The organism is Dactylosporangium aurantiacum, assembly GCF_000716715.1.
Classification (GTDB): Bacteria; Actinomycetota; Actinomycetes; order Mycobacteriales; family Micromonosporaceae; genus Dactylosporangium; species Dactylosporangium aurantiacum.
This window is the reverse complement of the sequence record NZ_JNYJ01000009.1, coordinates 126,557-151,309: the sequence shown is the minus strand read 5'-3', so window position 1 is coordinate 151,309 and position 24,753 is coordinate 126,557. Positions and strand designations below refer to the sequence as shown.

Sequence of the window (24,753 nt, the reverse complement as noted above, 5' to 3'; positions counted from 1 at the left end):
CACGGTACGCACACCGCACGGAGGTCACCGCCGATGCCCGTCCTGCCACGCACGGCGCCCCTCGCCGGCGCGCTGCTGCTCGCCGCCTGCACCGCCACCGGCCCGGCCGCCACCACCGATCCCACCGCCGGCCCCTCCGCCACTGCCGCGCCCGCCACTGCCGCTCCCGCCACTGCCGCGCCCGCCACTGCCGCTCCCGCCACTGCCGTTCCCGCCGCGACGCCGGCCGACCGTGACTGCGCGAGCCTGGTCAGCGTCGGGCTCGGCGACGAGGCGTGGCGCGCGGCACCGTCGGCGGGGCCGGCCGTGTTCGCCCCGCTCGACTACGCGTGGGGTGACCGGGCGGGGTTCGCGGCCAGGGCCGCCGACGGGCAGGGCTGGCGCCGGTTCAAGGTCGCGATGCGGCTGCGGCCCGGCACGCCCGCCACCGTCACGGTCGCCGCACCGCAGCGCGGGGTCGCCGCGCTCACGTACCGCAACGGCCTGGACGACACGGTCACCTTCGCCGCCTGCGGTGACGCCGCGGACCCGCCGCCGGTGGTCGAGTTCGCCGGCGGGTTCGCCCTGCGCGAGCCCGCCTGCCTCGCCGTCGACGTCACCTGGCCGGGCGGCGCCGCCCGCGCCGTGCTCGACTTCGGCAAGGGCGGCTGCTGACCCGGTCCTCCGCCGCCGTCCGGGCCGGGTTCGCCGTCAGCGCGGGGTTCCTCCGCGGCGGCGAGCGGCCTCCCTGGAGTGATCACCGCGGCGGTTCAGGGCGGGGCCCTTCCGGCGGGCCGTCGGTCGCCCGGCCCTCCGCGGCCGGACCGTGGTCGCCCCGGCCGTCACCGGACGGGTGGGGCGCCGCCGCGGCCAGCAGCGCGGCCACCTCCTCGCGGCGGGCCGCCGCGGCGAGGGTCGGCAGCGGCGGGCCCGGCGGGGCCGGGTCGGCACCCGCGGCGAGCAGCGCGCGGATCAGCGCCGCCGGCGCGCCGCGCTGCACGGCGTAGTGCAGCGGGGTGCGGCCGTGCCGGTCGCGGGCGTCGGCGTCCAGGCCCGCGGCGAGCAGCCGGTCCAGGACCCGCATCCGGGCGTCGGCGGGGAACAGCCACGGCAGCAGGTGCAGCAGGGTCCGGCCCATCGGGTCCAGCAGCGCCGGGTCCAGGCCGGCATCCAGCAGCGCCTCGACGGTGCCGCCCTCGCCGTGCATGACGTACCCCAGCACCTCCTTGCGCAGCTGGATCAGCGCGGTCGGCAGCCAGCCGCCGCAGGTGCGCCAGCCCTGCACCGCGACCGCGCAGCCCGGCTCGACCCGGCGGGCGAGGGCGTGCAGCGCCAGCTCCCGGGTCAGCTCCTGCGGCGGGTGCGGCACCCGCAGCGCGCCGTCGCGGACGGCCACCTCGTGCCACGTGGCGCCGCAGCGGATCTCCACCGGGCCCGGCAGCCGGGCGGGGGCCGGCATGGTGGGTGCGGCCCGGGCCGGGAACAGCGCGGCGCCGGCGAGCGGGTGCAGCTGCGCCGGGTCGAGGGCGCCGCCGCGCAGGTCGTCCAGGACCGTGGGCCACTGGTGCGCGGCGTACGGCAGCACCGGCACCCCGGGCGGCAGGCCGTCGTGCGCCGGCACGACCCGCACCCGGGGGCTGGGCCCGTCGAGGCGGTCGAGCAGCATCGCGTACCACGACGGCAGCGGCGCCGTGACCGTGTCGCTGCCGGTGGCCGCGGCGAGGTGCCGGGCCCGTTCGGCGAGCATGGTGAGGCCGGGCCGGGGGTGGCGCAGCAGGTACGCGGGCGCGTCGACGGTGAACCCGGCCACGGTCCACGCCTCCGCGGCCCGGTCGGCCTGGAACAGCCGCACGACCCGCTCGGTGCGGCCCTCGTGGTCGTCGCCGCCGAGCCGGTCGGGCGGCAGCGGGGTGCCGTCGGCGGTGAAGAACGGCAGCCGGGTCCGGCCGCCGCAGCGGGCCAGCAGCTCGGTGGTGTGCCGGTCGTCCCAGCGCTCCGGGGACAGGTGCAGGCTGTGGCCGAGGTCGGCGGCGTCGAGCGGGCCGAAGCGCAGCCGCAGCCGCTGCGGCTGGTCCCAGGCGGTCGCGGTGCGCACGAACAGTCCGCTGCCGTCCTCGTACCGGCGCAGTGCCGTCACCGTGCCGGTGGCGGTGACCGGCTCGGCGGCGGCCGGCAGGTGCCAGCGCAGCAGGTCCGGCACGAGGTGTGCCAGGTCGTCGGCGACCCGGGCGGCGAGCTCGGCGCCGTGCGAGCGCCGGACCGCGGCGAGGTCGACGCCGGCGTCGACGTTCGCGGCCCGGCACGCGCCGCGCCAGTCGCCGGCGGACCGCCGCTGCGTGGCCGCCTCGATCATGCCGGCCGGCACACCGTACCGCCGCACGCGTCCTCCCCCGGGGTCAGCACCGCGCCACCGCCCGTTCACCGGTCGTTCAGCCCTGTCGGGCATCCGGCCGATGGGTTGGTAGGCAAGGGTGTGCGCGTTTCGTACAGTGCCCAGTGTGAGGGGTACCGAGGCATCCGCCGCACTGCCGGCCGGCGTCGAGCTGTACTCGTTGACGGCCGACGGCACGGCGCTGCTGACGTCCCGGACCGGCCGCGGCGACCTGCTCGACCCCGCGGCGCTGCTGCCGTTCATCGACAGCGGGCAGCACGCCCGGTATCTGATCGGTGACGCGTCGACGTCGCCGGAGCGGCCGAGCAACGCCACGTACAAGCTCGGGCTGATGCGGGGGCACAGCGCGTTCACCCCGCACGCGCACGGCGGCGAGCACTTCGTGCTGAGCCTCGGCTACGCGGCGTGCGGCCTGTACGACGAGGACCGGCAGGAGCCGGTGACGGTCCGCCTCACCCCCGGCGTCATGATCCGCATCCCGGCGCTGCTGCCGCACTCGTTCGTCAACCGGGGCGAGGGCCGGCTGCTGATCCTGGCCGCCAACACGGGCTTCGGCATCGACCACGAGGACTACGCGATCACCGCCGAGGAGGCCGAGCGGCGCGCGGCGGACGGGCCGGCGGACGGGCTGGACTATCCGGCGCTGGCCAAGGCGTTGCACGCGGTCGGCTCGGCGCCGGCACCGGGCGGGATCAGCTGGCGGGAGCGCGCGGCGCGGGCCGCCCGCCGCCTCGCCGTGCGGTTGGAAGGACCGGCATGAGCTTGGACGCGACGGCGTGAGCCTGGAGGGGTCGGCATGATCTGCCCGCACTGCACCGCGAACCTCAAACGCACGGAGCGCACCGGTTCCCGGTGCGGCACGTGCAAGCAGCCGTTCGTGTTCGAGCCGAAGGACAACCCGCTCGCCCTGCACGACGTGAAGGTGCGCCGTCTCGTCGCGAAACTGTCCGAGGACGGGCACTGGTACACCACGACACAGCTGTGGTACGCGGCCGCCCGCAAGGCGAACAAGTCCGCCAACGACGGCACCGCCGGGTGCGGGATCGCGGTGCCGATCCTCATCGGCACGGTGCTGCTCGCGATCGGCCTGTTCGGCGACACCCCGGCGCTCGCCGTCGCCGGTGTCGTGCTGCTGCTCATCAGCGCCACCGTCATCGCGCTGCGGCTGGCCGGCGTCATCAAGCGCGAGGTCGCCGTGAAGATGCCGCTGCAGCAGTTCCGCAAGGAGATCCTCGGCGGCTGGACCCGGGTGTACGGCCAGCCGCCCGGCGGCATCGTCGACGAGCCCAACGTGCGGCCCGGCCCGCCGCCACCCCAGCCGGCGTTCGCGATCCTCTGCCCGGACCCGGCGGTGCTCGCCTGCCTGCGGGTCAACGACGTCGAGCGGCGGTTCAACGCGGCGCTCGCCGCGAACGTCGCGGGGCTGCCGCCGGCGACCCCGGTCGCGGTGCTGCGCGACGCCAGCCTCGACGGCGAGATCTTCCTGGCCACCGCCCGGCACGAGCTGGCCGGCCGGCGCGTCGTGGACCTGGGGCTGCGGCCCCGCACGGTGCTCGCCGCGAAGGACCCGTTCAAGCTGCGCACCAAGGCCCGCGACCCGCAGCGGGTCGCGTGGCTGAAGAACCACACCGACCTCAACCCGCGGGAGCTGGAGTGGCTCGACGACGGCTGGTCCTCGCCCGTGGCGGCGCTGCGCCCCGCGCAACTGCTCACCCGCGTGCGGAAGGTCGCCACCCACTTCGGCGGCGCCGACGACCCCGCCCGCCGCGCCGCCGCCGCGATCGGCTTCATGACCTGGCCCGCGGCATGAGCGGACCGCAGCGCCGCCGCCGGAGCGCAGCGGAGGTGGTGGCATGAGCGTGCTGGACCGGGCGGTGGCGGCGGCGGTGGTCCGTGCGGGCGCGCCGGGGCGGATCCGGTTCACCCGTCGGCAGCTGTACTACGAGGTGTGCCGCGGGCTGCTGCCGGTACACCGGCTGCCGCGGACTCTCAAGTTCACGCTGCCGGCACCCGTCGGCTACGCACGGTTCCTCGCCGCGCTGGAGCGGCACGGCCCGGTGCCCGGCCTGCTGGAGGAGCCGGCCGAGCGGCGCACCGCGCCCAGGGACGACGTGCCCGACCTGTACGACTACGGGCTGCCCCGGCTGCTCGTCTGCCAGGACGCCGGGATCGCCGGGATGCTGCTGGCCAACGAGCTGCACATGGAGTCGGCGTGCCCGGTGTTCGCGCTGCGTGACCTGCCGCTCGACCCGCGGCTGGCCGAGGCGCTGCGGCGCACCGGCGACGCCGCCGTGTACGTGCTGCACGACGCCTCCCGAGCCGGGTACGCGGCCGTCGAGGACGTCCGGGCGTGGGCCGGCGACCTGCGGGTGCACCCGCTGGGGTTGCGCCCCGTGCACGCCGCGGCGCTGCACCTGACCACCGCCCCGCGCGAGCGGTCCGCCGCCGGGTCCGCGGCGGCGCCGGCCGGGCTGGCGCTGTGGGAGCTGCGCCGGCTGCGGGCCGGCCGCAGCGTCGAGGTCGCCGCGGTCAACCCCGCGCGGCTGCTGCGCACCGTGCACCGCCTGGTCCGGGGCCAGACCCGGCACCGCCGCAGGACCGCCCGGCTGCGCCAGCTGCAGGCGGCGGGTTTCATGACTTGGCCGGCCGCATGACAGGAGTGCTGTGAGCCAGTACCGCGAAGTCCAGTACACCGACGAGCTGCTCAGCGACCGCAGCGTCCACCGCCGCTTCGCCGACGGCCGTGAGGAGTGGCGGCGCCGCTCCGGTGACCGGTACGTGCAGTGGCAGGACAACTCGGGGCGCAGCGGCGTCGACGAGGTCCTCGGCGACCGCATCATCAAGCGCACCTACACCACCGGCCAGGTCGTGTACGGCCGCGACCAGGGCTACGGCCGCACCGCGTGGGGCGACGGGACGCTGACGGTGAACCGGACGTCGTTCGGCGGCCGCACCGGCGCGATCCTCGCCGCCGTCGGCGCCGGGGCGCTGCTCGGCGCGATCGTCGCGCCGCCGCTGCTGATGACGGAGTTCGAGGAGGAGGAGCTGCGCCGGCAGGCGCAGCAACAGCAGTCCAGCAGCGACGGCGGTGACGGCGGCGGCGACGACGGCGGCAGCTGGTCCGACGACGGCGACGACGGCGGCTCCGACGACGACTTCGGCTGAACCGGCCGCCCAGCAGAGCAGAAGGAGCAGACGTGCCACGCATCGCAGCGACGCTCGGCGGCGACCCGCAGGCGCTGACCGGGCTCGGCGCCCGGCCCGTGGCGCGGGCGGGCGCCGCCGCCCTCGGCATCGTCGAGGGCGAGCCCGGCTTCGCCGAGGGCCCGTTCAGCGCCGGTGACCTGCGCGCCGCCGGCGAGGTCGTGCTGCACAACCGGGCCGAGCTCCTCGCCGCCCTGGCCCGGGCCGGGGACCCGGCGCCGCCGGACACCCCTGACGGTGCGCTGCTGCTGCGCCTGTACGCCCGGCTCGGCGCCGACGGGATCCGCGCCGCCGACGGCATGTTCGTCCTGGCCGTCACCGACGGCACGGACCTGGTCCTCATCCGCGACCATGTCGGCGCCCGCACCGTGTTCCACGCCCGGTCGGGCAGCGGCAGCGGCTGGGCGGCGTCGACGTCGCTGCGGGCGCTGCGGCACTGGCCGGCGCTGGACACCGGGCTGAACCTGGCCGCGGTCCGCTCGTTCCTCACCTTCGCGTACCTGCCGGGCGAGGAGACCCTGCTGCGCGGCGTGCACGAGGTGCTGCCCGGCCGGATCGTGCGGCTGCGCGCCGACGGCACCGTCACGCAGGAGGTGTTCTGGGAGGCGACCGAGGCCATCGAGGGCACCGACGACACCACCGGCGCCGCCGGGCACGCCGCGACGCTGCGGGCGCTGCTGGAGCGGGCGACGAGCCGGCGGCTGCCGGCCGCCGAACCCGTCGCGGTGCTGCTGTCCGGCGGCGTTGACAGCAGCCTCGTCACGGCGCTCGCGGCGAAGCTGCACGACCAGGAGGTCCGCACGTACTCGATAAGCTTCGGCCACGACCTGCCGAACGAGCTGGCGTACTCGGGACTCGTCGCGACCCACTGCAACACCCGCCACCAGGTGCTCAGCGTCTCCGGCGAGCAGGTCGCGGCGCGGCTGGCGGACACGGTCGCGCTGCTGGACAGCCCCGTCGGCGACCCGCTGACGGTGCCGAACCTCATGCTCGCCGAGGCCGTCGCCGGCGACGGGATGCGGGTCGTGCTCAACGGCGAGGGCGGCGACCCCGTGTTCGGCGGGCCGAAGAACCTGCCGATGCTGCTGTTCGAGCTGCACCGCGACGACCCGTCCCCGGACGCCCGGTCGCTGGCGTACCTGCGCTCCTACCGCAAGTGCTACGGGGACCTGCCGGCGCTGCTGACCGCGGACACGCTGCGCGCCCTGCGCGACGCGCCGGGCCCGGAGCGGTTCGTCGCGCCGTACCTGTCGCCCGGCACGATGCGCGCGCACCTGAACCGGCTGCTGCACTGCAACCTGCGCACCAAGGGCGCGCACCACATCCTGACGAAGGTGGAGCGGCTCACCGCGGCCCGCGGCCTGCAGGGCCGGTCCCCGCTGTTCGACCGGCAGGTCATCGACCACGCGTTCACCGTGCCGCCGCGGTTGAAGCTCGCCGGCACCGAGGAGAAGTGGATCCTCAAGGAGGCGGTGCGGGACCTGCTGCCGGCGACCATCGTGGACCGGCCGAAGAGCGGCATGCGGGTACCGGTGCAGCAGTGGCTGAGCGGGCCGCTGCGGCAGCTCGCCGACGACGTGCTGCTCGGCAGCCGCACCAGCGGCCTGTTCGACCCGGTGACGATCCGCGCGTGGCTGCGCGGCGAGGGCGCGCTGCTGCCCCGGCAGGGCGGCAAGGTGTGGCTGGTGCTGACGCTCGAGCTGTGGCTGCGTGCCTACGATGTGGCGTGAACACATGGCTTGAGCTGACCGACCCCCGCACCGGCCTGGTCCGCACCCGGCTGCGGCCCGGCGGGCCCGCCGAGGTCGCGGCCGCCGCCGGCGCCGCCCGCTCGGCGCTGCCCGGCTGGGCCGGCCTGACCGCCAGGGAACGCTCGCACCGCCTGCTCGCCCTGGTCGCGCTCGTCGAGCAGCACGTCGACGCCTACGTCCAGGCCGAGGTCGCCGGCACCGGAAAGTCCACTGTGGACGCCCAGGCGGAGGTGCTGAACTCCGCCGACGTGCTGCGCTTCTACGCCGGGGCGGTCCGCGCCGACCTGGCCCCCGCCGCCGGGCACCGGCTGCCGGGCCGGGAGAGCTGGGTGCGCTGGGAGCCGCTCGGGGTGGTGGCGGCGATCGTACCGTGGAACTATCCGCTGCTGATGGCGGCGTGGCGGCTCGGGCCGGCGCTCGCCGCCGGCAACACGGTCGTGCTCAAACCGGCCGAGACCACCCCGGACACCGCGCAGCTGCTCGCCGGGCACGCCGCGGACACGCTCGGCCCCGGGGTCCTGGTCGCGCTGCCCGGCGACCGCGACACGGGCCGGCTGCTCGTCGGCGCCGACGTCGACGCGGTCGCGTTCACCGGCAGCCAGGCCGGCGGCCTCGACGTCGTCGCCCGGGCCGGGCTGCGCCGGGTCAGCCTGGAGCTCGGCGGCAACTGCGCCGCGGTCGTGCTGCCCGACGCGCCCGAGGACACCTACGACGCGCTCGTCGGGGCGTGCACGTACAACGCCGGGCAGTCCTGCGCGGCGCCGGCCCGGGTCATCACCCTGCGCTCCCACGTCGACGAGACGGTCGAGCGGCTCGCCGCGGCGATGGCGGCCCGCCGCGCCGGGCCCGACTTCGGCCCGCTGAACAACCCCGACCAGGCCGCCCGGTTCGACGCGATCGTGGCCGGGTCCCGCGCCGCGGTCCGCCGCACCGGCGACGTGGCGGTCGGCGACGGCGAGGCCGGCGGGTTCTGGCGGGCCGGGCTGATCCTCGCCGACCTGCCGCCGGACGACCCGGCGGTGACCCGGGAGATGTTCGGCCCGGCGCTCACCGTCCAGGCCGCCGACGACCTCGACGGGGTCGTCGCCCTCGCCAACTCGGTGCCGCAGGCGCTCGCCGCGAGCGTGTGGGGCACCGCCGTCGGCACGTCGCTGCGCGTCGCCGGGCAGCTCGACTGCGGCGAGGTCTGGGTCAACTGCCACCTGGAGCAGACCGCGGAGCTGCCGCACGGCGGCCGGCGCGGCTCCGGGCACGGCACCGACCTCAGCGTGCTGGCGCTGACCGAGTACCAGCGCCCGAAGACGGTCACGGTCCGGCTGGACTGAGCTTCCGGGCCGCGTCCTTCCGGGCCAGGTACACATCCTCCAGGCCCGGGCGGTCCGGCGCGTCGCGGACCTCCTCGACGGCGAACCCGGCGGCGGTGAGGGACCGTTCGACCTCCGGGCGGTCCCGGAAGCGCAGCGTCGAGTCCGACCGCAGCCGGGTGCCGTCGCCGAAGGTGTACGTGTACCGGAACGACACGAACGGCAGCGCCACCCGGGCCACCTCCCGGCGCTGCTCGACGGCGCCGGCGCCGGGCACGTCCCGCACGACGGGCCCGGTGTCGGCGGCCCATGCCTCCCACGCGCGGCGGTGCGGGCGGCGGGTCTCGAACACGAGGACCCCGCCGTCGCGCAGCGCACCGTGCACGCCGCGCAGCGTGGCGGCCCAGTCCTCGTCGGCGAGGAACACCTGGGCGACGTTGCCGGTCATCGTGGCGAGGTCCGGCGGGCCGGGCGGGTCGGCCTCGTCCGGCGGGCCGGGCGGGCCGGTTCCGTCCGGCGGGGTCGCCAGGTTGGGCAGGGTGGTGGCGTCGCCGTGGATCCAGGTGACGCGGTCCGCGCCGGGTTTGGCGCGGGCCACATCGAGGGACGCGGCGGCCGGGTCGACGGCCGTCACCCGCAGGCCCAGCCCGGCCAGCCGCACGGCGAGGCAGCCGGTGCCGCAGCCGACGTCGAGCACGTGGCCGGCGCCCAGCTCCCCAGCGATCCCGGTGTACAGGTCGAGGTCGGCTCGGGCACCGTCGAACGCGTCGTAGATCGCCGCGAGCCGCGGATGGTCGAAGATCGCGTCAGGCACCCGGCCACCGTAGCGGGATGTGGCACGATCGGCCGTATGACCAGCCCGCCCGCCACCGCGCCGCACCTGCGTGACCTGGCCAGGCTGCGCCGGGTCCGGGACCGTATCGACCGCGACCACGCGCAGCCGCTCGACGTGGCGGCGCTCGCCCGTGCCGCGCACATGTCCGCCGGGCACCTCAGCCGGGCGTTCCGGGCCGCGTACGGTGAGTCGCCGTACCAGTACCTGATGACCCGCCGCATCGAACGGGCGATGACGCTGCTGCGCCGTGGCGACCTCACCGTCACCGAGGTGTGCTTCGCCGTCGGCTGCTCGTCGCTGGGCACCTTCAGCACCCGCTTCACCGAGCTCGTCGGGATGCCGCCCAGCGCCTACCGGGCCCGCGCCGCGGACGCGACCGCAGGCCTGCCGCCGTGCGTCGCCAAACGGGTCACCAGGCCGGTCAGGAATCGAGAAGCCGCCGCCGCCCGGGCGGATCTAGCGTGACCGGCATGGACATCCACATCCATTCGGCGTACCTGCCGCACACCGACCCGGACGCGTCCCTCGCGTTCTACCGCGACGCCCTCGGCTTCGAGGTCCGCAGCGACGTCGGCCACGACGGCCTGCGGTGGATCACCGTCGGCCCGGCCGGCGTGCCCGGCACCGCGCTCGTCCTGGAGCCGGTCGCCCCGCCCGGCTGCGGCATCACCGACGACGAGCGGCGCACCATCACCGAGATGATGGCCAAGGGCACCTACGCCGGGGTCAACCTGGCCACCGGCGATCTCGACGCCCTGTTCGCCCGGCTCCGCGAGCACGACGCGGAGATCGTGCAGGAGCCCGCCGAGCAGCCGTACGGCGTGCGTGACTGCGCGGTGCGCGACCCCGCCGGCAACCTGATCCGCATCCAGCAGTCCTGAGCGCCCCGGCGGAAACCGGGTGCGCCGCGCGGGCGGTTCGCGTAGAACTGCCCGGGTGGTGCGACTCTGGACGGCGGTGCTGCGGCGGCCGTACGCGAAGGCCCTCGCCGGGGCGAACCTGCTGACCCGGCTGTCGGCGGGGGCGGTCGCCCTCGCCCTGGTGCTGCTCGTGCAGCAGGAGCGCGGGTCGTTCGGCGCGGCCGGGCTCGTCGCCGGGGTGTTCGCCGTCGGCACCGGCGCCGGCGCGCCCCTGGTCGGCCGGCTCGTCGACCGGTTCGGGCAGACGCGGGTGCTGCTGGCCACGGCCGTCGTACACGGCGGGGCGCTGCTCGCGGTGGCGTGGCGGCCGTCGGCGCCGCTGGCCGTCCTCATGGTCCTCGCCGGGGCCGCCGGTGCGGCCCGCCCGCCGGTCGCGGCGTGCATGCGCGGGATCTGGATCGCGCTGCTGGGCGACGGTCCGCAGCTGCGGGCGTCGTACCGGCTGGAGAGCGCGCTGCTGGAGGTCGGGTTCATCGCCGGGCCGGTGGTCGCCGGCGCCGTCGTCGCCGTCGGGCGCCCGGCGCTCGGGCTGGCCCTCACCGCCGGCCTCGCCGCGCTGGCGACGGTCGGGTTCGCGCTGCTGCCGCCGGCCCGGGCGTGGCGCCCGCCGGCCCGCGCGGCCCGGGGCGTGCTCGGCCCGCTGCGCTCCCGCGCCATCCTGTCGCTGGTCGGTTCGCGGACCGCGCTCGGCGTCGCGATCGGCGCGGTGCAGGTGGCGGCGGCCGCGTTCGCCACCGCCGGCGGCCGGGCCGGGTTCGCCGGGGTGCTGCTCGGCGGCTTCGCCGCCGGCAGCCTGCTGGGCAGCCTCACCCCGCACGTGTCACCGGCGGCGTTCGGGGCGCTGTCGGCGGCGATGTGCGTGGCGTTCGCGCCGCTGCTGCTGCCCGTCGGGGCGTGGTGGCTGGCGGCGCTGTTCGTGCTGGCCGGGGCGCCGCTGGCGCCGTTGAACGCGATCGCCTACGAGCTCACCGACCGCGCCGCGCCCGCGGGCACCGGCACCGAGGCGCGGATGTGGACGGGCACGGCGACGGCGGCCGGGACCGCGCTCGGCAGCGCCCTGGCCGGCGCGGCCGTCGACGGGGCGTCGGCGCGCTCGGCGGTGCTCGTCGCGCTGGGCGGGGCGGCGGTGGCGGCGGCGGTGACGCTGCTGAGCCGGCGGGCGGTGACGTCGGCGGCGGCCGCGCCGCTACCGACCGCCTAGACGCGCCGGGCTCGGCCCCTCTTCGGCTCAGCGGCGCTGCCAGATCTCGGCGTCGCTGGTCCAGCGCAGGGTGGTGACGGCCTGCAGGACCAGGCCGCCGGACGTGGCCGGGGTCAGGTACAGCTCGTCGGCGAGGGCCCGGATGATGTGCAGCCCCCGGCCGTGCTCGTCGAGCACCGCGAGGTCCATGGCGGCCAGCTCGCGGTCGGTCATCTCGGTCGCCAGGATCAGCCTGGCGGGGTCGATCACGGAGCCGTCGTTGACGACGTGGATCACGCAGCGCACGTCGGTGATGTCGATGCTGATCTCGTAGTCGTCGGTGTCCAGGGCGTGCTCGATGACGTTGGCGCAGGCCTCGGTGAGGATCAGCCCGATGTCGTCGCGGCAGCCGGGCTCGACGCCGAGCGTCCGCAGCGCCTGGTCGAGCAGGCGTCGCGCCATCGGCACCGTCGCGGCGTCCCGCGGAAGGTGCAGTGCGAGCCGTAGCGCGATCGACACCGTGTCATCGCCCCCTTTCCTCTGTGATGTTTCCCCGCGACCGTACCCTCAGCACCACCGGTTTCATGTTTGTCACACGGCAAACATCCTCATCCGGTCCGGGTGAGGGTGGGTCGCGTGGATCTGGGAACGGGTCGCGAATGCGACGAACACACTGGTTGCTGGCCCTCGCGGCAGGGTACGTCGACGGCATCTGCCTGCTGTACCTCGGCGGCGTCTTCGGCAGCGTCGCGGCCGGCAACCTCGTCGTGCTGGGTGTCGCGGGCGTGCAGCGGCTGCCCGACACGGCACTGCGCGCGGCGCTGTCCGTCGCCGTGTACGGCGGGACCGTGCTCCTCGCCCGCCGGGTCGCACCCAGCCGCTGCCTGCTCGGGGCGCTGCTCGCGCTGTGCACCCTGTGCGGCGGGTGGATGGTGGCGCAGCACGACCCGCGCGGCCTCACCCAGCTGCCGCTGCTCGCGCTCGCCGCCATCGCCGCCGGCCTGCAGCACGCCGCGGGCCGTGACGCGCGTACCGCCGCCGCCACGCTCGACCCGCACGCCGGCGCCGACGCGGGCCTGCCCGCGCTGCTGCCGCTGGCGTGCGTCGCCGCCGGCGCGCTGGGCGCCGGGCTGCTGCTGGAGCGGGTGCCGTGGGCCGGCCCACTGCCCGCGGTCCTGCTCGTCGCCACCGCCCTCGTGGTGGGATCCCGGCGCCCGCCCACCGTGCCGGCACCCCCGGCCCGGCATCGCGAGCCGGCGCGGTTGTGATCGGTCGTACAGTTGCGCCATGGGCATGGTGCACACGGTCGGGCTGGTCCTGCATCCCCGGCGCGACTCGAAACCAGCGATCGACGCCATCATCGACTGGGCCCGGACCCGCGACGTGACGGTGCTCGGCCTGCCCGACGAGGTCGACCGCATCGACTGCACCGCCGTCGCGGTCGACGCCGACGAGCTGGTCAGCCGGGCGTCCCTCGTGGTCAGCCTCGGCGGCGACGGCACCATGCTGCGCAGCATGCGGCTGCTGTCGGGCAAGCCCACCCCGGTCCTCGGCGTCAACCTCGGCCGCCTCGGGTTCCTCGCCGAGGTCGCCGTCGAGGAGCTCGCCGACGCACTGAGCGCGATCGACGCACACCGGTACACGGTCGAGCCGCGCATGGCGATCCGCACCCGGCTGCCCGACGGCACCGACGTGACCGCCTTCAACGACATCGCCCTGGTGCGCGTGCCCGGGCAGGGCCTGGCCGCCATCGGCATCTCCATGCAGGGCTACCCGTTCGTCCGGTACTCCGCGGACGCCCTCATCGTCGCCACGCCCACGGGCTCGACCGCGTACAGCTTCTCCGCCGGCGGCCCGATCGTCTCCCCGACCGTCGAGGGCATCCTGGTCGTGCCGGCGGCGGCGCACTCCGCCTTCAACCGGGCGATGGTGCTCTCCCCCGGCGAGGACCTCGACCTGGAGCTTCTACCGAGCAGCGGCCGGCTCGTCATGGAGATCGACGGCATCCTCGGCGCCGAGCTGCAACCCGGCGACATGCTCACCGTCTCGGCAGCCCCGTCCGCGGCGAAGGTGGTGCGCCTGGGGTACACCACCTTCTACGAACGCGCGCGGCGCAAGCTGCAGGTCAACGGCAGCCTGGAGGCCGAGGAGCCGGCGTGAGCCGTTGCGGTCTCGGCTACCTTCGGGTGCTGGTCAGCCGAAGGCCACGTGGCTCAGCCAGTGGCGCAGGATCTCCTCGTCGCCGGTGATGATCATGTCGTCGGGGGTGCGGCGGCGGTACACCATGAGCAGCAGATCCTGAAGGGGCGCCTGGACGGTCACGGCGGCCGGACCACCACCGCGCCGCCACGTGTTGACCTCGCCGGTCAGGTCGACGAACCAGCCCTGACCATCCAGCCGCGCGGGCATCTCGGCGGGCATCTCGGCGGGCATCTCGGCGGGCATCTCGGCGCGCATCTCGGCGGGCATCTCGGCGGGCATCTCGGCGGCGACGAGGGCGATGGTCCGCCCGGCCCCGAGGACCGCGCGCTTCTCGGGTCGCAGGTCAAAATGGACCGGATGCGCGTCCAGCTGCATCCACTCGTCCATCGCGTCCACCGCCACCTCCGTCGCCACCTCGAACGGCACACCGGCCGCCAGCATCGCGTCGGCCCGGTGGATCACCGTCTCGTGCGCGAACCGCCGCGCCCAGAACGGCATCCCGCCGAGCTCGAACGGCGTCCACACCGGCGCGTCCGGCCCCGCTTCAGCCAGCGCCGCGGCCAGCTCATGGGCCCCGTCGAGCAGCCAGCCACCGGGCACCCGCCCGCCGTCGTCCCCGGCGACGTCCCGGACAATGCCGTCGGGCAGCCAGCCGGTGGCCCTGGTACGCACGACCTCGGCCGCCCACCGGTGCCCACCCCCGATGTGCCGCAGCAACGCCCCGAGGCTCCAGCCCGGACAGGACGGCACCTCCGCCCGCAGATCCGCCCCACCCGCCAACGCCTCGACGAGCAATTCGGTCTGCCCGACGATCCAGGTATGGTGATGCTCGAACAACACGCCAGACCCCTCTTCTCCACTATCAACTACCGACAGCAACCACACCAGAGATCAACTTGCAACGCTGGTGTAGAGTGCTGATACAGCGGACGCCCGGCACGACCTCGACCAGGCGTTGCTGCCAGAGACAGTCGGAGCCACCACCCGCGGCCTCGACATCGGTCCGCGAAATTTCCCCGACGAGTTCGCCGACTCCCCCGACGCCGCCCGACCACGGCAAGCGCCACCTCCGGGCAAGCTCCGGGCAAGCTCCGGCAAGCTCCGGCAAGCTCCGGCAAGCTCCGGGCAAGCGGGATCTCGCCGGACGTAACGCAGGGCGGCGCGCTCGCGGACCCGGCTCGGCGCCAACTTCCCGGTCCTGTGACGGATCGCCGGACTTGTTGACGGCTCGCCGGTCGCACGACGATCCGCGCAAGCACTCACGGAGTCGGCGACGGAAGCCCGCCGGACGCTCGCCGGTGGCGACGGACGCTCGCCGGAATCGAGGGAAGCTCGCCGAACCCGCGCCGGACGTTGCGGCGTGCCGTGACGACGCGCCGCAAGATCACGAGCATCGACCGTCGCTTGCCTTGCGGGAGCACTCGCCGCGCAGGAGCACTGACCCCGTTTGGGCCCAGCAGGTGTTGGGCTCCAGCAGGTTGAGCCGCAGCGGACACAGCGGAGCGCCGGGCTACGTGGTCGCCGCGGCCGCCGGGACGATGACGGCAGCCGGGACGATGACGGCAGCCGCCGGGACGATGACGGCAGCGCCGGTCAGCTGGGCGAAGACGGCGGCGACGACGATGGCGACGGCGGCGGCGACGGCAACGGCAACGGCGGCGACGGCAACGGCGACGGCGGCGGCAACGGCAACGGCAACGGCGACAGTGACGGCGGCAACGACGGCGAACGCGGCGAGCAGCGCGGAGGCGGGTTCGGTGCCGACGCGCTGGGTCGACCGTGCGCACCCCCACGGGCAGGGCCGTGGCGTGCAGGACGCCGGTCCAGTGGCGAGGGCTACGGGCGTCGCGGCACGGCGAAATCGGGCAGGGCCCCAGTGTCGCAGCGCGGCGGTGTTCTGGTGGGTGCCGGAGGGCAAGGACTGGCGACGGGCCCGTTCGAGCGGGAGGGGGTCGCGGTGCGGGGATCGGTCTCGTGGAAGGACGGCGCCGGCGGCGTTGAGCACGAGGTGGGACATGACGCCCACGGCGTAGTGGCACTCGCCGTCGGTGTGGACGACGGCCATCCGGACGGGCCACTCGTGGACGTGGTCGGGGTAGTGTCGCACCTCGCCTCGACCCGTGCCGACCTGCGCCGAGTCGCGGCCCGGCAGCGTCGAGCACCTCGGGGTCGATCTCGCCGCGGCCGTGCACGACCTGCCGAGGCGGACCGATACCAGAACGGAACTCGACGCGGCGGACCGAGGTCTCGGCCGAGGGTCGCCACCTTCAGCCAGATGTCCAGCCGCCCCTACGACAACGGACCGGTGCCGCCGCTCCCGAACGTCACTCTCGACCGCGAAAAGGGCGGCAGAAGCCACAGCTCAGGGATGGGAGCGCTCCGGCAGGCCGGAGACCTTGAGCAGCGCGTCGTCGGCGTAGCACCACACCCACTCCTCGCCCGGCTCGAACGACTGGACCAGGGGATGGCCCACGCCGTGGTAGTGCGCGGTGGCGTGCTTGGCGGGTGAGGAGTCGCAGCAGCCGACGTGCCCGCAGGTCAGGCAGAGCCGCAGATGCACCCAGCGGCCGCCGGAGGCGAGGCAGTCTTCGCAGCCCTCGGCGCTGGGCTGGACGTCGTTGATCAGGTCGAGGTGCTCACACGGGTTACTCACGGAGCACACCGTATCCGGTCGGCGGGCGTCGCAGCGCCGGTCGTCTCACCCGCGGCGGGCAGTATTCGTTGAACGCCGAAACGCGTGGTTGGATTAGGTCCATGGCCAAGCCAGCGATCTTGACCGTGGACGACGACCCCGCGGTGTCCCGGGCGGTCGCCCGTGACCTTCGCAAGCAGTACGCGGAGGAATACCGCATCATCCGCGCCGACTCCGGCCAGGAGGCCCTCGACGCGCTCAAGGAGCTGAAGCTGCGCGGTGAGCAGGTCGCGGTGCTGCTCGCCGACTACCGCATGCCGAACATGACCGGGCTGCAGTTCCTCGAGCACGCGATGGACCTGTTCCCGCGCGCCCGCCGGGTGCTGCTGACCGCGTACGCCGACACCGACGCCGCGATCCAGGCGATCAACATCGTCGACCTCGACCACTACCTGCTCAAGCCGTGGCACCCGCCGGAGGAGAAGCTGTACCCGGTGATGGACGCCATGCTGGAGGCGTGGAAGGCGGCACCGGACCGGCCCGTCGCCGACGTGAAGGTCGTCGGGCACCGGTGGTCGGCGCCGTCGTTCAAGGTCCGGGACTTCCTGGCCCGCAACATGGTGTCGTACCGCTGGTACACCACCGACGACGCCGAGGGGCAGCGGCTGCTGGCGGCGGCCGGGCTCACCGAGGCCGACGTGCCGCTGGTCGTGACCCCCGAGGGCAAGACGATGGTGGCGCCGAGCGAGGCGGAGCTGGCGGTGCAGGTCGGGCTGACCACCACCCCGGCGTCGGACTTCTACGACCTCGTCGTCGTCGGCGGCGGGCCCGCGGGCCTCGGCGCGGCGGTGTACGGCGCCTCCGAAGGGCTGCGCACCGTGCTGCTGGAGGAGCGGGCGACCGGCGGGCAGGCGGGGCAGAGCAGCCGGATCGAGAACTACCTCGGCTTCCCCGACGGGGTCTCCGGCGCGCAGCTCACCGACCGGGCCCGCCGGCAGGCGGTCAAGTTCGGCGCCGAGCTGCTCACCGCGTGCAAGGTGACCCGGCTCGCCGTGCAGGGCTCGGCCCGCGTGCTGCACTTCGAGGACGGCACGACGATCGCGGCGCACAGCGTCATCCTGGCCACCGGCGTGTCGTACCGGCGGCTGCACGCCCCCGGCCTGGAGCAGTTCCACGGCCGCGGCGTGTACTACGGGTCCGCCGCGACGGAGGCGCCGAGCTGCTCGGACCAGGACGTCTACATCGTCGGCGGGGCGAACTCCGCCGGGCAGGCCGCGATGTTCTTCAGCCGGTACGCCCGCCGTGTCCACCTCGTCATCCGCGCCCCCGACCTGGACGCGTCGATGTCGCGGTACCTGATCGAACAGATCGCGGCGGTGCCGACGATCGAGGTCCACCCGTGCACGGAGGTCGTCGGGGCCGACGGCGACGAGCACCTGGAGCGGCTCACGCTGCGGTCGATGACCACCGGCGAGGAACGCACCGTCGAGAGCTCCTGGCTGTTCATCTTCATCGGCGCCGAGCCGCGCACCGACTGGCTCGACGGCGTCGTGCAGCGCGACGAGCGGGGCTTCGTGCTCACCGGCCCGGACATCGCGGCCAGCACCGAGCACGTCGCGCTCGGCCGTGACCCCTATCACCTGGAGTCCAGCGTCCCGGGAGTGTTCGCCGCGGGTGATGTACGCGCAGACTCGGTGAAGAGGGTCGCTTCCGCCGTCGGCGAGGGCGCGATGGCGGTGTCGCTGGTGCACCGGTATTTGGTGGAGGGTCAATGAGCAGGCGGTTGGGGACCGACGAGCTGCGCAAGCTGTTCCTGTTCGAGGCCCTCGACGACACGCAGCTGCAGTGGCTGGCGGACCGTGGCGTGGCCGTGCCGTACACCGCCGGCGACCCCGTCTACCGGGAGGGCGAGACCGCGACGTGCTTCGTCGTGCTGCTGTCCGGCATGGTGAGCCTCAGCCGCAACGTGCGCGGCGACGACATCGAGCTCAGCCGCACCGACCAGGTCGGCGTCTACGGCGGCGCGACCCAGGCGTATCTCGGCGACCGGGTCCCGCAGGTCTACAACAACACGATGCACGCGATCACCGACGTCGAGGTGTACGAGCTGCCCGCCGTCGAGCTGGGCGCCGCGATGCGCCAGTGGTTCCCGATGGCGATGCACCTGCTCGAGGGCCTGTTCTTCGGCATGCGCAACACCAACAACGCGGCCGCGGAACGCGAGCGGCTCCTCGCGCTCGGCGCCCTGTCGGCCGGGCTCACGCACGAGCTGAACAACCCGGCCGCCGCGGCGGTTCGGGCCACCGCGGTGCTGCGCGACCGCATCGCCGGCATGCGGCACAAGCTCGCGATGATCGCCGACGGCCGGCTCGACGGTGAGCAGCTGCACGGCCTGGTCGAGCTGCAGGAGCGGGCGGTCAAGCTGGCCGCGAACGCGCCGAAGCGCTCCCCCCTGGACACCAGCGACGCCGAGGACGCGATCGGTGACTGGCTCGACGAGCGCGGTGTCAACGGCGCCTGGGACCTCGCCCCGACCCTCGTCGCCGGCGGCGTCGACGTGCCGTGGCTGGAGGATGTGAAGCTCTGCGTCGGCAAGCTCGACCTGGAGCCCGCCGTACGGTGGCTGGTGTACACGATCGAGACCGAGCTGCTCATGGGCGAGATCGACGACGCGGTCAGCCGCATCTCGGGTCTGGTGAGCGCGGCGAAGCAGTACTCGCAGCTGGACCGCGGCCCGTTCCAGGTCGTCGACGTGCACGAGCTGCTCGACGCCACCCTCATCATGCTCAACGCGAAGATCACCAAGCAGGGTGTCCGGGTCGTCACGAAGTACGACCGGGAGCTGCCGCCGATCCCCGCGTACGCCGCCGAGCTCAACCAGGTGTGGACGAACCTCATCGACAACGCGGTCGCCGCCATGCACGGCTCCGGGACGCTGACGATCACCACGTCGCAGGACGGTGAGTGCCTCGCGGTCGAGTTCGCCGACACCGGCACCGGCATCCCCGACGACGTGCGCCCGCGCATCTTCGAGCCGTTCTTCACCACGAAGCCCGTCGGCGAGGGCACCGGCCTCGGTCTGGACATCTCGTACCGGATCGTGGTGAAGAAGCACCACGGCGACATCCGGGTCACGTCCGTCCCCGGCGACACCCGCTTCACGGTCCTGCTGCCCCTCACGGAGCCCGTCCCGGCGGCCTGACGGCGCGCCCGGGTCCGGCGATGATGATCGCCGTCGTTCGATCATCATCGGAGACGGCATGGATCAGGCGACCGTACGGCCCGCACCCCGGACATGCCGCGGCGACGGCGGGGCGGCCGTTGGCCCGCCGGGGTCGCCGGGGCGCCGACCCTCGGCGCGCTCGGCCGGGCGGGCTCACGGTGGAGATCGGGCGGCGGGAGCCGGCGCCGGTCGGGCCGCTGGTCGCGCTCGGCGGCCTGGTGGGGCTGGGCCTCGGCTGGGCCGGGATGCGCCGGGCGGTGCGGTCCCGGGTGCTGCCGCCCGTGTCGGCCGGGGCGGTCCTCGTCGAACGGCGGCGATCCTTGCCCAGGTAAGGGCGGCCCATGCGAACATGTGTTCGTGTCCGACGGGGCTTCGATCCTGCACGCCGACCTCGACGCGTTCTACGCGTCGGTGGAGCAGCGCGACGACCCGCGGCTGCGGGGACGGCCGGTGATCGTCGGCGGCGGCGTGGTGCTCGCGTGCAGCTACGAGGCGAAGCGGCGTGGGGTGCGCACCGCGATGGGTGGGCGGCAGGCGCGGCGGCTGTGCCCGGAGGCGGTCGTGGTGCCGCCGCGGATGCGGGCGTACGCGGAGGCCAGCCGCCGCGTGTTCGAGGTGTTCCGCGACACCACGCCGGTGGTCGAGGGGATCTCGATCGACGAGGCGTTCCTCGACGTGCGGGGGCTGTGGCGCATAGCCGGGACGCCGCGGCGGATCGCGGAGCGGCTGCGGGCCGACGTGCTGCGGCTGGTGGGGCTGCCGATCACGGTCGGGGTGGCGCGCACGAAGTTCCTGGCGAAGGTGGCCAGCGGGGTCGCCAAACCCGACGGCCTGCTGGTGGTGGAGCCGGCCGAGGAGCTGACGTTCCTGCATGCGCTGCCGGTGGAGCGGCTGTGGGGCGTGGGGGCGGTGACCGCGGCGAAGCTGCACGCGCACCGGGTCCTGACCGTCGGGCAGGTCGCGCGGCTCGGTGAGGCGACCCTGGTGTCGATGCTCGGCGAGGGCGCGGGCCGGCACCTGCACGCCCTGGCGCACAACCGGGACCCGCGGCCGGTGCAGACCGGGCGGCGGCGCCGGTCGATGGGGGCGCAGCGGGCGCTCGGGCGGGGGCCGCACCCGCCGGCGTTCGTCGAGGCGGTCCTCGCCGAGCTGGTCGACCGGGTCTGCCGGCGGCTGCGGGCCGCCGAGCGGGGTGGCCGCACGGTGGTGCTGCGGCTGCGGTTCGCCGACTTCACCAGGGTCACCCGCTCGCACACCCTGGCGAAGGAGACGTGGCACACCGCGACGGTCCTCGCCGCGGTACACCGGCTGCACAGGGAAGCGGAGAGCCTGATCGCCACCCGGGGGCTGACCCTGGTCGGCGTCGCCGTGGCGAACCTCGACGGGGACGGGGCGGTGCAGCTGGAGCTGCCGCTGCGGGCGCACACCGGCGGGGAGCTGGACTCGGCGATGGACCAGGTCCGGGACCGGTTCGGCGCGGCGGCGCTGACCCGCGCGTCGCTGCTGGGCCGGCAGCAGGGGCCCACAGCTCCCCTGCTGCCGGACTGAAGCGTCAGGCGCGCAGGGACCGGATGGTGTCGCGGTACCAGAGCGCCGACTGCTTCGGGGTGCGCTCCTGGGTGTCGTAGTCGACGTAGACGATGCCGAAGCGCTTGTCGTAGCCGTACGCCCACTCGAAGTTGTCCATCAGCGACCACGCGAAGTAGCCGCGGATGTCCGCGCCCTGCTGGCGGGCGAGGGCGACCGCGCCGATGTGGGAGTCGAAGTAGGCGATGCGGTCGTCGTCGCGGACGAAGCCGGTCTCGTCGGGCTCGTCGTGGAAGGCGGAGCCGTTCTCGGTGACGAAGATCGGCAGCCGGTAGTCCTCCCAGAGGCGCACCAGCAGCTGGGTGAAGCCCTCGGGGACGATCTCCCAGCCCATCGCGGTGATCGGGCGGCCGGTCGGGATGGGGCGGCTGACGGGCAGGCCGGCCGCGTCGTGGGTGTTGCCGTCCTCGTCGACGCCGGAGACGGTCTCGCTGAAGTAGTAGTTGACGCCGAGGACGTCCAGCGGCGTCTTGATGATGTCGAGGTCGCCGTCCTGGACGGGCAGTTCGATGCCCTGCGCGGCGAGGTCGGCGACGAGGTCCGCCGGGTACCGGCCGTGCACGAGCGGATCGAGGTAGATGCGGGTGCTGAGGGCGTCGCTGCGCCGGGCCGCGTCGCGGTCGGCGGCGCTGTCGGTCTCGGGGGTGCTGACGCCCATGTTGAGGGTGATGCCGAACTCGTGGTGCTCGGCGGCCGCCGCCTTCATGCGCTGCGTGGCGAGGCCGTGGCCGAGCAGGAGGTGGTGCACGGCGTGCATGCTGGCCGCGAAGTCGCGCCGGCCGGGGGCATGCACGCCGTAGGCGTAGCCGAGCATCGCCGAGCACCACGGCTCGTTGAGCGTCGTCCAGGTCTTGACGCGGTCCTTGAGGGCGTCGAAGACCAGCATGCTGTAGTCCGCGAAGCGGTAGGCGGTGTCGCGGGCCGGCCAGCCGCCCGCGTCCTCCAGCTCCTGCGGCAGGTCCCAGTGGTACAGGGTGATCCACGGCTCGACGCCGTTGGCCAGCAGCTCGTCGGTGAGCCGGTCGTAGAAGCCGAGCCCGGCCGGGTTCACCGGGCCGCGGCCGCGGGGCTGCACCCGCGGCCACGCCACGGAGAAGCGGTACAGGTCGACGCCGAGGTCGCGGATCAGCGCGACGTCCTGGGGCATGCGGTGGTAGTGGTCGCAGGCGACCTCGCCGGTGTCGCCCTTGTCGATGGCGTCCGGCACCTCGCAGAACGTGTCCCAGATGGACCGGGTCCGCCCGTCCTCGTCGACCGCGCCCTCGATCTGGTAGGCCGAGGTCGCCACTCCCCAACGGAAGGAAGGCGGGAGGGTGGCGATCGGGTTCTGCACGTCGAGGGGTGTCGCGGTCGTGTCCATGGTTCTCCTGTTTTCAGTTACTGGGACGTTGTGCCAGTGACTGGCTCAACCGGCGGTGACCGGATGCAGCCAGCAGGCGACGGTACGGGGCTCACCGACGTGATCGTCGGGCTTGCCCAGGATCGGCAGCTTGGTCGGGCACGGCTCGAACGCCTTGGGGCAGCGCGGGTGGAACGAGCAGCCGCTCGGCATGCCGCGCAGGTCCGGCGGCGAGCCGGGGATGCCGGTCAGCTCCCGCCGTGCGCCGCGCAGCGCCGGGAACGAACGCAGCAGCCCCTCGCTGTAGGGGTGCTTCGGGTCGCGGTAGATCGCCGCCGAGGGTGCCTCTTCCACGATCCGGCCGCCGTACATGATCGCGATCCGGTCGGAGAACTCGACCAGCAGCGACAGGTCGTGCGTGATGAACAGGACGGAGAAGCCGAGCCGCTCCCGCAGCTCGACGAGCTGGCCGAGGATCTGCCGCTGCATGACCACGTCGAGCGCGGTCGTCGGCTCGTCCATGATGACCAGCTGCGGCTCCAGGGCGAGCGCCATGCCGATCATGACGCGCTGGCGCATGCCGCCGGAGAGCTGGTGCGGGTACGCGTCGAGCCGGTCCTCGGCGATGCCGACGAGCCGCAGCAGCTCCTTGGCCCGGGCCAGCCGCCCGGCCTTCGTGGAGGACGGGTCGTGCGCCTTGATCGCGTCCATGAGCTGGACGGAGACCTTGTGCACCGGGTTGAGCGAGTTCATCGCGCCCTGGAACACGATCGACGTCTCCGCCCACCGGTACTTGCGCAGCTCCTGGTTGGACAGGTTGAGCACGTCGTACGGGTCGCCGGTCGGCGGGTGGTAGACGACCGAGCCGTTGGAGACGACACCGGGCGGCGGGAGCAGCCGGGTGACGCCGTAGGCGAGGGTCGACTTGCCGCTGCCGCTCTCCCCGGCGAGGCCGACGACCTCGCCGCGGTGGATGGTGAGGCTCACGTCGCGGACGGCCTTGACCGACTCCTCGCCGAGACCGTAGTCGACGTCGAGGTTCTTGATCTCCAGCAGCGGCCGGGTCAGGACTTGGGTCATCGCTTCGCTCCATCGGTGCCGGTGCCGTGCCCCTCGACCGCGGCGTACTCGGTCGCGCCGACCGCGTCGTCGAGGTCGTCGGTCGCCCGCGGGTGCTTGATCTCGATCTCGGGGGTGGTGTCGGCGCGGCCGCGGATGACGGGCGTGAACCCGACCCGCATGGTGACCTTGTCACCGTTCGGGGCGCGCCGGGAGCCGGCGCCGGCGGTGCGCAGCCGGGGGCTGACGAACTCGTCGATGCCGAAGTTGATCAGGCTGAGCGCGGTGCCGAGGAACGCGATGGCCAGACCGGCCGGCACGAACCACCACCAGGCGCCCTGCGCGAGGGCCTGCTGGCCCTGGGCCCAGAACAGGATGGTGCCCCAGTTCCAGGTGGAGACCGACGAGATGCCGATGAAGGCCAGCGTGATCTCGGACATGACCGCGAAGATGACGGTGCCGACGAAGCTGGACGCGATGATCGCGGTCAGGTTCGGCAGGATCTCGAAGATCACGATCCGCCAGGTCTTCTCACCGGTGGCCCTGGCCGCCTCGACGTAGTCGCGCCGGCGCAGCGACAGGGTCTGTGCTCGCAGCACCCGGGCGCCGTACGCCCAGGACGTGCACCCGATGACCAGTGCCACGACGATGTCGCCGGCGTTGGTGATGGTCGAGGTGACGATGATGATGAGCGGCAGCGCCGGGATGACCAGGAAGACGTTGGACACCGCGGACAGGCTCTCGTCGGCGGCGCCGCCCAGGTAGCCGGACGTGACGCCGATGAGGACGGACAGGATCGTCGCGACGATGCCGGCGATGAATCCGACGAGCACGACGCCGCGGGCGCCGACCAGGATCTGGCTGAAGATGTCCTTGCCGAGGTGGTCGGTGCCGAACCAGTGCGACCCGGACGGCGCCTGCAGCTTGTCCGCGGTGATCAGGTCCGGGTCGTACGGGGAGATCCACGGTCCGATGATCGCGATCAGCACGTAGATGCCCAGGACGATGAGGCCGGTCGCGGCCTTGCCGTTGGAGACGAACCGGAGCCGCTTGCGCTTCGCCTTCGACGCGGGCTTCACGCTCGGCTGGGCCATCGAGCCCTGACCCGGGATCACCTGCTCGATGCTGGACGGGGTGACGGTCATC

The 24,753-nt window shown here is 74.2% G+C and carries 25 protein-coding genes; 16 read left to right on the top strand and 9 right to left on the bottom strand.

Annotated features, from left to right (window positions below):
* The first annotated feature begins 33 nt into the window (after nt 1–33).
* A complete protein-coding gene (locus OP18_RS51155) occupies nt 34–654 on the top strand; it encodes a hypothetical protein (RefSeq protein ID WP_043787485.1) in 621 nt (206 codons plus the stop codon).
* Nucleotides 655–736: 82 nt separating this feature from the next.
* Here the strand turns inward: OP18_RS51155 and OP18_RS13050 are convergent, their stop codons facing one another.
* Nucleotides 737–2,359, bottom strand: a complete 1,623-nt coding sequence (locus OP18_RS13050; protein ID WP_052386642.1) for an ankyrin repeat domain-containing protein — start codon at nt 2,357–2,359, stop codon at nt 737–739.
* A 118-nt stretch (nt 2,360–2,477) separates the two neighbouring features.
* Between OP18_RS13050 and OP18_RS13045 the strand changes: the two genes are divergently transcribed.
* Genes OP18_RS13045 through OP18_RS13020 form a run of 6 tightly spaced genes read left to right on the top strand, consistent with a single transcriptional unit; the run spans nt 2,478 to nt 8,651 of the window.
* Entirely contained in the window at nt 2,478–3,131 is a 654-nt protein-coding gene (locus OP18_RS13045) for a cupin domain-containing protein (protein ID WP_033359092.1), read from the top strand.
* Between the two features lie 36 nt (nt 3,132–3,167).
* On the top strand, nt 3,168–4,181 hold the full coding sequence (locus OP18_RS13040; RefSeq protein ID WP_033359091.1) for a hypothetical protein: 1,014 nt from the start codon (nt 3,168–3,170) through the stop codon (nt 4,179–4,181).
* A 43-nt stretch (nt 4,182–4,224) separates the two neighbouring features.
* Entirely contained in the window at nt 4,225–5,025 is an 801-nt protein-coding gene (locus OP18_RS13035) for a hypothetical protein (protein ID WP_033359090.1), read from the top strand.
* A 10-nt stretch (nt 5,026–5,035) separates the two neighbouring features.
* Nucleotides 5,036–5,536: a hypothetical protein gene (locus OP18_RS13030; protein ID WP_033359089.1), complete on the top strand. Its 501-nt coding sequence runs from the start codon at nt 5,036–5,038 to the stop codon at nt 5,534–5,536.
* Nucleotides 5,537–5,568: 32 nt separating this feature from the next.
* A complete protein-coding gene (locus OP18_RS13025) occupies nt 5,569–7,305 on the top strand; it encodes an asparagine synthetase B family protein (RefSeq protein ID WP_033359088.1) in 1,737 nt (578 codons plus the stop codon).
* Nucleotides 7,302–8,651, top strand: coding sequence for an aldehyde dehydrogenase family protein (locus OP18_RS13020; protein ID WP_033359087.1), 1,350 nt, complete (start codon nt 7,302–7,304; stop codon nt 8,649–8,651). The genes OP18_RS13025 and OP18_RS13020 overlap by 4 nt, the downstream gene beginning before the upstream one ends.
* On the opposite strand, the gene OP18_RS13015 is transcribed toward OP18_RS13020, so the two are convergent.
* The gene (locus OP18_RS13015; protein WP_033359086.1) at nt 8,632–9,444 is read right to left on the bottom strand and encodes a class I SAM-dependent methyltransferase; all 813 of its coding nucleotides are present in this window, start codon (nt 9,442–9,444) and stop codon (nt 8,632–8,634) included. The two genes, OP18_RS13020 and OP18_RS13015, sit on opposite strands and share 20 nt — an antisense overlap.
* A gap of 36 nt (nt 9,445–9,480) precedes the next feature.
* Between OP18_RS13015 and OP18_RS13010 the strand changes: the two genes are divergently transcribed.
* The 3 genes from OP18_RS13010 to OP18_RS13000 are packed head-to-tail and all read left to right on the top strand — an operon-like array spanning nt 9,481 to nt 11,586.
* Complete coding sequence (locus OP18_RS13010; RefSeq protein WP_033359085.1) at nt 9,481–9,930, top strand: helix-turn-helix transcriptional regulator; 450 nt, start codon at nt 9,481–9,483, stop codon at nt 9,928–9,930.
* A 5-nt stretch (nt 9,931–9,935) separates the two neighbouring features.
* Nucleotides 9,936–10,346: a VOC family protein gene (locus tag OP18_RS13005; RefSeq protein ID WP_033359235.1), complete on the top strand. Its 411-nt coding sequence runs from the start codon at nt 9,936–9,938 to the stop codon at nt 10,344–10,346.
* Nucleotides 10,347–10,401: 55 nt separating this feature from the next.
* Nucleotides 10,402–11,586 carry an MFS transporter gene (locus tag OP18_RS13000; RefSeq protein ID WP_162189787.1) on the top strand — a complete coding sequence of 395 codons (1,185 nt, stop codon included), beginning with the start codon at nt 10,402–10,404 and terminating at the stop codon, nt 11,584–11,586.
* A 27-nt stretch (nt 11,587–11,613) separates the two neighbouring features.
* On the opposite strand, the gene OP18_RS12995 is transcribed toward OP18_RS13000, so the two are convergent.
* Complete coding sequence (locus OP18_RS12995) at nt 11,614–12,084, bottom strand: ATP-binding protein (RefSeq protein WP_052386640.1); 471 nt, start codon at nt 12,082–12,084, stop codon at nt 11,614–11,616.
* A 140-nt stretch (nt 12,085–12,224) separates the two neighbouring features.
* On the opposite strand from OP18_RS12995, the gene OP18_RS12990 reads away from it, so the two are divergent.
* A complete protein-coding gene (locus tag OP18_RS12990) occupies nt 12,225–12,833 on the top strand; it encodes a DUF1275 family protein (RefSeq protein WP_162189786.1) in 609 nt (202 codons plus the stop codon).
* A gap of 19 nt (nt 12,834–12,852) precedes the next feature.
* Entirely contained in the window at nt 12,853–13,725 is an 873-nt protein-coding gene (locus OP18_RS12985; RefSeq protein WP_156089485.1) for an NAD(+)/NADH kinase, read from the top strand.
* Nucleotides 13,726–13,758: 33 nt separating this feature from the next.
* On the opposite strand, the gene OP18_RS12980 is transcribed toward OP18_RS12985, so the two are convergent.
* The 3 genes from OP18_RS12980 to OP18_RS12970 all read right to left on the bottom strand — a co-directional run bounded on the left by OP18_RS12980 (nt 13,759) and on the right by OP18_RS12970 (nt 16,420).
* Nucleotides 13,759–14,652 carry a maleylpyruvate isomerase family mycothiol-dependent enzyme gene (locus OP18_RS12980; protein WP_211273523.1) on the bottom strand — a complete coding sequence of 298 codons (894 nt, stop codon included), beginning with the start codon at nt 14,650–14,652 and terminating at the stop codon, nt 13,759–13,761.
* A gap of 625 nt (nt 14,653–15,277) precedes the next feature.
* Nucleotides 15,278–15,874 (bottom strand): hypothetical protein, encoded by a 597-nt coding sequence (locus OP18_RS57095; protein WP_052386639.1) that lies wholly within the window; start codon nt 15,872–15,874, stop codon nt 15,278–15,280.
* 255 nt (nt 15,875–16,129) lie between these two features.
* Complete coding sequence (locus tag OP18_RS12970) at nt 16,130–16,420, bottom strand: ubiquitin carboxyl-terminal hydrolase 14 (RefSeq protein WP_033359232.1); 291 nt, start codon at nt 16,418–16,420, stop codon at nt 16,130–16,132.
* Nucleotides 16,421–16,521: 101 nt separating this feature from the next.
* Between OP18_RS12970 and OP18_RS12965 the strand changes: the two genes are divergently transcribed.
* The 4 genes from OP18_RS12965 (at nt 16,522) to dinB (ending at nt 21,170) form a co-directional block, all read left to right on the top strand.
* On the top strand, nt 16,522–18,174 hold the full coding sequence (locus OP18_RS12965) for an NAD(P)/FAD-dependent oxidoreductase (RefSeq protein ID WP_033359080.1): 1,653 nt from the start codon (nt 16,522–16,524) through the stop codon (nt 18,172–18,174).
* The gene (locus tag OP18_RS12960; RefSeq protein ID WP_033359079.1) at nt 18,171–19,601 is read left to right on the top strand and encodes an ATP-binding protein; all 1,431 of its coding nucleotides are present in this window, start codon (nt 18,171–18,173) and stop codon (nt 19,599–19,601) included. The genes OP18_RS12965 and OP18_RS12960 overlap by 4 nt, the downstream gene beginning before the upstream one ends.
* A 179-nt stretch (nt 19,602–19,780) precedes the next feature.
* Nucleotides 19,781–19,954, top strand: coding sequence for a hypothetical protein (locus OP18_RS57090; protein ID WP_156089484.1), 174 nt, complete (start codon nt 19,781–19,783; stop codon nt 19,952–19,954).
* A gap of 25 nt (nt 19,955–19,979) precedes the next feature.
* Entirely contained in the window at nt 19,980–21,170 is a 1,191-nt protein-coding gene (dinB, locus tag OP18_RS12955) for a DNA polymerase IV (protein ID WP_081970718.1), read from the top strand.
* Nucleotides 21,171–21,174: 4 nt separating this feature from the next.
* Here dinB and OP18_RS12950 read toward each other — a convergent pair whose 3' ends face one another.
* From OP18_RS12950 to OP18_RS12940, 3 genes are read right to left on the bottom strand one after another with little or no spacing between them, the layout of a single operon-like run.
* Nucleotides 21,175–22,569, bottom strand: a complete 1,395-nt coding sequence (locus OP18_RS12950; protein ID WP_033359077.1) for a GH1 family beta-glucosidase — start codon at nt 22,567–22,569, stop codon at nt 21,175–21,177.
* A gap of 45 nt (nt 22,570–22,614) precedes the next feature.
* Nucleotides 22,615–23,628 (bottom strand): ABC transporter ATP-binding protein, encoded by a 1,014-nt coding sequence (locus tag OP18_RS12945; RefSeq protein ID WP_081970699.1) that lies wholly within the window; start codon nt 23,626–23,628, stop codon nt 22,615–22,617.
* On the bottom strand, nt 23,625–24,752 hold the full coding sequence (locus OP18_RS12940) for an ABC transporter permease (protein WP_156089483.1): 1,128 nt from the start codon (nt 24,750–24,752) through the stop codon (nt 23,625–23,627). Before OP18_RS12940 ends, OP18_RS12945 begins: the two co-directional genes overlap by 4 nt.
* Nucleotide 24,753: the final 1 nt, after the last annotated feature.